The following is a 2,140-nucleotide window of genomic DNA, read 5'->3' on the forward strand; positions in this document are numbered from 1 at the left end:
TTATTGGTGAGAATGGAAATGGTGTTTCTAGAAGCAACAAACAAAAGATTGAGTCGAGTACGATCCTGTCTGAACCAGTTTCTAAGTTCTTCAGGAATAGTAAATACAATGTGTCTATGAGGGCAGTCAAGACAAAAAGAAGTGGTTTTGGCTGCAAGCTGTTTGGCATATTTAACACCACATGCATTACAGAACCTGGAATGGCATGAATGAGGAATAATATTCCAGTTGTCACAATCGGTACATTCAAACTGATCAAAGCCAAGATAACATGTGTGGCAAAGAAGAGAACGTTCTACATTGTCTAAAATGCAAGGACGAGCTTTACCGGAAGCATCTAGTTTTCGAATGTAGTCAATATTATCGAAGAAGATATTCTTGATGGGATGAATAAAATTGAAGTTTTTAACATCACAATCTAATAATGATAGAGTTTTAATTGGAATGTTTGAATGATAAGTGGTGTCCATAATTGAAGTATAGAATTAAATAGAGATGTAAACAAGACTTAGCAAATGAAAAGCGCCCATACAAATCATTTTATATGACTTGATGCTTTTTTTATCTTAAAATAAAAGAAATTTAAATACAATGTAAATAATTGTATTTATCGTTGCCATAATAAACATTTTTTATCATAGAAAACATATAAGAATAGTATTAAATAAAGAGGATGATTATAACTAAATTAAATAGAGATCAACGAAATTTTAAATTCGAAACATTACAACTACATGTAGGACAAGAACAAACAGATCCAACAACTGATGAACGTGCAGTGCCTATTTATCAAACACCATCTTATGTGTTTAGAAATTGCGATCATGCAGCAGCACGTTTTGGATTGAGTGATGCAGGAAATATTTATGGATGTTTAACGAATCCAAGTGAGTATGTATTTGAAAAGCGTATAGCAGCTATTGAAGGTGGTGTAGCTGAGTTAGCCGTAGCATCTGGTGCAGCGGCTGTTACATATACAATATTAAATTTAGCTCAAAATGGGACAATATTGTTTCAGCCAAAAATATATATGGTGGTTCATTTAATTTTATTGGAGAACACTCTACTTAAGTATGGGATTGAAACAAACTTTGTAGCTATCTTTAATGAAGAAGAAATTGAAAGTGCTATTAATGAAAAGACAAAGGCTTTGTATATTGAAACATTGGGTAATCCAAATTCTGATGTAGTAGATATTGAATCAATCACAAAGATTGCTCATAAACATAAAATCCCATTAGTAGTGGATAATACATTCGCCTCATAGTATTTAGTGAGACCAATTGAATATGGAGCTGATATTTTTATTCATTCAGCCACAAAATTTATTTGAGGTCACGGAACTAGTATTGGTGGTGTTATCGTTGATGGAGGAAAGAAAATTTGATTGTGAAGCTAGCGGTAAATCCGATTCATTGACAAAACCAAATCCAAGTTATCATGGTATAAGTTTTACACAAACATATGGAGCTGCAGCATTCGTCACTAAGGGCGTGCAATTCTTTTAAGAGATACAGGAGTTGTAGTTTCTCCTTTCAATGCATTTTAATTCTTACAAGGGTTAGAAACATTATCCTTACGTGTGGAAAGTCATAGTAATAACGCATTAAAAGTCGTCGAATATTTGAATAATCATGCTCAAGTAGAAAGCGTATCTCATCCTAGCGTCTCTACAGATCCTAATCAACAAGAGTTGTATAAAAAACATTTTCCTAATGGAGGAGGCTATATCTTCACGTTTGACATTAAGAGGGATGCACAAAAAGCTAAAGATTTTATAGATAATCTAGTATTATTCTCCTTATTGGCGAATGTTGCGGATGTTAAATCGTTAGTGATTTATCCGGTGACAACAAAACAATCACAATGTACATAAGATGAGTTACTAGATCAGGGAATTCGTCCGAACATAATTCGTTTAAGCATAAGATGTGAAAACATTGATGGTATAATTCAAGATTTGGATAAAGCATTTGAAGCAGTTACATAAATAAAAAAGTCAGAGATTTCCAATGTTATTTAATTAAGAAATGACGGCTTTGAGGGGAACAAAAAAATGTGCTCCTCTTTTTTTTGGAAATTTGAATTTTTTTGACGGAAGCCCTTATTTTGATTTTGAATGTCGTGTTGTACGTTTCAA

Annotated in this window: 3 protein-coding genes and 1 pseudogene; 3 read left to right on the plus strand and 1 reads right to left on the minus strand. The window is 32.9% G+C overall.

All coding sequences use genetic code 11. The features are described 5' to 3' along the window. Positions 1–470 (minus strand): transposase zinc-binding domain-containing protein (locus KTQ83_RS11625; RefSeq protein ID WP_217256921.1); only part of this gene is annotated, 470 nt, incomplete at its 3' end. Positions 471–673: 203 nt separating this feature from the next. On the opposite strand from KTQ83_RS11625, the gene KTQ83_RS12405 reads away from it, so the two are divergent. From KTQ83_RS12405 to KTQ83_RS12415, 3 genes and pseudogenes are all read left to right on the plus strand, one after another. Continuing rightward, entirely contained in the window at positions 674–1,267 is a 594-nt protein-coding gene (locus KTQ83_RS12405) for an aminotransferase class I/II-fold pyridoxal phosphate-dependent enzyme (RefSeq protein WP_244975862.1), read from the plus strand. Positions 1,268–1,367: 100 nt separating this feature from the next. Further along, the gene (locus KTQ83_RS12410; protein ID WP_244975863.1) at positions 1,368–1,508 is read left to right on the plus strand and encodes a hypothetical protein; all 141 of its coding nucleotides are present in this window, start codon (positions 1,368–1,370) and stop codon (positions 1,506–1,508) included. A 56-nt stretch (positions 1,509–1,564) separates the two neighbouring features. Continuing rightward, positions 1,565–1,876, plus strand: a pseudogene (locus tag KTQ83_RS12415) (PLP-dependent transferase); the annotation flags it as partial. Positions 1,877–2,140: the final 264 nt, after the last annotated feature.

The organism is Holdemanella porci (genome assembly GCF_019052655.1).
GTDB lineage: Bacteria > Bacillota_I > Bacilli_A > Erysipelotrichales > Erysipelotrichaceae > Holdemanella > Holdemanella hominis.

Excerpts from the sequence above, each read along its gene's own strand:
- KTQ83_RS12405 (WP_244975862.1), top strand. The coding sequence starts at position 674 with ATGATTATAACTAAATTAAATAGAGATCAACGAAATTTTAAATTCGAA.
- KTQ83_RS12410 (WP_244975863.1), top strand. The coding sequence starts at position 1,368 with ATGGAGGAAAGAAAATTTGATTGTGAAGCTAGCGGTAAATCCGATTCA.